This is a genomic window from Streptomyces telluris (assembly GCF_024519335.1).
Lineage (GTDB): Bacteria > Actinomycetota > Actinomycetes > Streptomycetales > Streptomycetaceae > Streptomyces > Streptomyces telluris.
In genome coordinates, this window is record NZ_JANIID010000079.1 from 1 (window position 1) to 2,931 (window position 2,931).

The 2,931-nt window shown below is 65.8% G+C and carries 4 protein-coding genes and 1 pseudogene; 3 read left to right on the forward strand and 2 right to left on the reverse strand.

Annotated features, from left to right (window positions below; all coding sequences use genetic code 11):
- Positions 1–32 precede the first annotated feature (32 nt).
- The 3 genes and pseudogenes from NQU55_RS36140 to NQU55_RS37250 form a co-directional block, all read left to right on the forward strand.
- Positions 33–332 carry a hypothetical protein gene (locus NQU55_RS36140; protein ID WP_256791865.1) on the forward strand — a complete coding sequence of 100 codons (300 nt, stop codon included), beginning with the start codon at positions 33–35 and terminating at the stop codon, positions 330–332.
- Positions 333–425: 93 nt separating this feature from the next.
- Positions 426–1,382, forward strand: a complete 957-nt coding sequence (locus tag NQU55_RS36145) for a group II intron maturase-specific domain-containing protein (RefSeq protein ID WP_308402312.1) — start codon at positions 426–428, stop codon at positions 1,380–1,382.
- A 129-nt stretch (positions 1,383–1,511) separates the two neighbouring features.
- Positions 1,512–1,634 (forward strand): annotated as a pseudogene (locus NQU55_RS37250) (IS110 family transposase); the annotation flags it as partial.
- On the opposite strand, the gene NQU55_RS36150 reads toward NQU55_RS37250, so the two are convergent.
- Together NQU55_RS36150 and NQU55_RS36155 are read right to left on the reverse strand one after the other, a co-directional pair.
- On the reverse strand, positions 1,626–1,949 hold the full coding sequence (locus NQU55_RS36150; protein WP_256791866.1) for a hypothetical protein: 324 nt from the start codon (positions 1,947–1,949) through the stop codon (positions 1,626–1,628). The pseudogene NQU55_RS37250 and the gene NQU55_RS36150 sit on opposite strands and share 9 nt — an antisense overlap.
- A 299-nt stretch (positions 1,950–2,248) precedes the next feature.
- Positions 2,249–2,710 carry a DUF2199 domain-containing protein gene (locus NQU55_RS36155; RefSeq protein WP_256791868.1) on the reverse strand — a complete coding sequence of 154 codons (462 nt, stop codon included), beginning with the start codon at positions 2,708–2,710 and terminating at the stop codon, positions 2,249–2,251.
- Between the last annotated feature and the right edge of the window lie 221 nt (positions 2,711–2,931).

Here is a 2,931-nt window from a genome sequence, read left to right on the forward strand (position 1 = left end):
AGAGTGCCCTTTGCACCGGGGGAGGAAATGACATGGCAGATGAGAACTGGCAGCTCAGGCAGGGAGATCGTCTCGTGGGGACGTTGACCCTCACAGCGATCGACGTGTTCTGGTCGGACTGCCACTTCGACCCTGCTCCTGGTTGGGAGGACTTCCGTCCCCTCTTCACTGCTTCGCGGGACGCATGGGTTCGCGGCGACCAAGAGGCCGCCCTGGCAGCCGATGAGGCGATCCACGCTCAGGGGCTCACCCTCATCCCCGACGGAGGCGGCGACCCCATCACAGACTTTCTGATCCGGATCAACGGAGAGACGGCCCGCTTCCGGTACTGACCGCTCCTGGCTGGCACAACCAGCCGGGCGTGAAGCAGCCTGCGAGAGCAGCCCACTGCTCTTGGAGAAGGCGCTCCCCAGGGGAACCTGACGGTGGCGGTCATCACCTTCGCAGATCCAACTGCGCTCACCCGCCCCGAACCCCCTCGAACCACCAGTCCTGGGCATCCTCGTAGAGCCGAAGCCCTTGAGCTGGCCGCCCTCGGCGAGGATGCCCGCCTTCAGGAATGCCTTCACCAGGACCAGGACGCGTCTGTCCCCGACCCGTCGACGCACCCGGTCCATCAGGGTCGCATCTCCAGCACCGGCACTCCGCAAGGGGGCATCCTCTCCCCGCTGCTGGCCAATATCGCCCTGACTGTATTGGACGAGTATGTCGCCAACCGGCCGGGCGGGCCCAGTACCTCTCCGGACCGACGCAGGACACGGCTCCGTCGTGGCGACCCCAACATCCGGTTGGTGCGTTATGCGGACGACTTCCTCGTGCTCGTAGCCGGGACTCGCGAGCACTGTGAAGTGCTGCGCGAAGAGGTGGCAGCGGTTCTCGCACCGATGGGCATGCGCCTGTCGATGGAGAAGACGAGGATCACCCACATCAACGAAGGCCTCGACTTCCTCGGATGGCGCATCCAGCGCCACCGCAAGCGAGGCACCGATCGGCACTATGTCTACACCTACCCAGCGAAGAAATCCGTGCGGACCGTCGCCAGGAAGATCAAGACTGCATGCCGGACAGACGTCAACCAGCCGCTACCGGCCCTGCTGCGTCAGCTCAATCCGATGCTGCGAGGCTGGTGCGCCTACTTCCGGCCCGGCGTCTCTAGCGCCACGTTCCAGTTCCTGCGCCAGCTCGTTTGGGAACAGGCGATTCGCTGGATCAGGCGCAAACACCGCCGGATCACCTGGAAGGATCTCCGCCGACGCTACTGCAACGGCGGATGGTGGCCAGCCACCGAGGAGATCACCCTGTTCAACCCGGCAAAGGTGCGCACGACACGCTACCGATACCGGGGAGCGGTGATTCCCTCTCCCTGGCCCACCATGGGATAAGGCCCCCGAGGCTGTCGAACGGGACTTGTGGAGAGCCCGGTGCTCGGAAACGGGCACGCCGGGTTCGGGAGGCGGTTCGGGGAAACCCACCAGCAGCAATGCTGACAGGGCGCCCCGAACCGACCTCACATCGCGCAGGGCAAGCACCACACCTAGGCTCTGCTCTGTCTCGCCAGGCGGCGGGCCGACGTCCTCTTCGCGATGCTCCGCGACGGAACCTTCTACGAACCCCAACCCGCCAGGTCAGGCTGAATCGCCGAGGGCCCGCCTTGCTTCAGTCCACAGCCGCTCGAACTCCTCCGCGGAGATCTCGGCCGCCTCGGGCTGGTCTTGCCAGCCGTCCAGGGGACCTTCGGCGAGCACCCCGTACTGCCGTTCATAGCGGAACATCGCCGCGAGATCGGCGTGATCACGCAAGTGCAGCACCTCTTCCAAAGAGGCCGCCGTCACCGGTCGCGAGTCCTGCCCCCGGACCTCGACCTGTCGCGCTGCCCAGCCTTCGTCATCGGCCTCGAAATACAGCCACAGATCTTCGTCCTCGTAGTAGGTCCGGAACCAGGTCGCCATGCCGCAATCCTGACCCACGACCTTGACCAAACACATAGGGACACCCCCCCGGTAGGTGCGTGTGACATGAACACGGCCTATGCAGGTTGATCACAGCGACTCCGGAGGACCGCCAACTCCGCATAGAACGACCCCACTCAAGCCTCAGAGGCTGCCGTACAACAGTGCTACCTGCGCCTGGGCGGGGACTTCCCGCTCCCTGGGGCTCCGGGCACAAGGCGGCCCGCCCGGCCGGCATGCGAAGGGACCGGGACGGGCCCCAGAAGCTACGGTCGCATCCCGGCCACTGCCCGACACGTCTACCTGTTGATGCCGCCGGGGTGCAGCACCGCCTCGCAGATCTCCCGTACGCGGTCCGGGGTGATCCCCGTGCGCTGTTCGACAGCGAGGGGATGGTCGGTGGGCTCGACCTCAACGTAGGGTCGCTCGCCGACCGGGCGGGTGTGGACGCTGGTCTTGAGATTGAGGGTCGTGGGCGAATAAACCGGCAGGTCAGTGGTAAGCCAGCCGAAGTACGGCCCCTCAGCCTCACGGCCCGGCACATCCCACAGATCCGCCATGCGGGAGAAGCTCTCCCGGCTCAGAGAGACCCACACACCCCAGGAGAACACCTCGTCGCTCCCGATCACCGGTATCTCGATCAGCCCCTTGACGAAGTACTGCTGCGCGCGGATCACGCACTGATCCGACGAGAGCAGGCAGTCGTCGGCGTCCTCGAACGCCGGGTCCCACACCGCCGGCGACCCGGCCGTGTAGTTCATCGGCGGGTCGGGGTGGAACGCGCCGCAGCAGGTGAAACCGAGATCACTGATCATGCGGCCGAGCCTAGTGACGGGGGCCGACACCGATAGAGGTCGGCAGCGTCAGCCAGCAGCGCTACGAAAAGTTCGTCGCCGTGCCAGTGGCGGGCGGAGGGGGCCGAGGAAGGCTGCAAGCAGCATGCTGGGGTGGAGGAGTGTGGTGGGTGGGGCTTGGAGAGCTA

Coding starts and splice junctions, on each gene's coding strand:
- NQU55_RS36140 (WP_256791865.1), top strand. CDS start 33: ATGGCAGATGAGAACTGGCAGCTCAGGCAGGGAGATCGTCTCGTGGGG.
- NQU55_RS36150 (WP_256791866.1), bottom strand. CDS start 1,949: ATGGCGACCTGGTTCCGGACCTACTACGAGGACGAAGATCTGTGGCTG.
- NQU55_RS36155 (WP_256791868.1), bottom strand. CDS start 2,710: ATGAACTACACGGCCGGGTCGCCGGCGGTGTGGGACCCGGCGTTCGAG.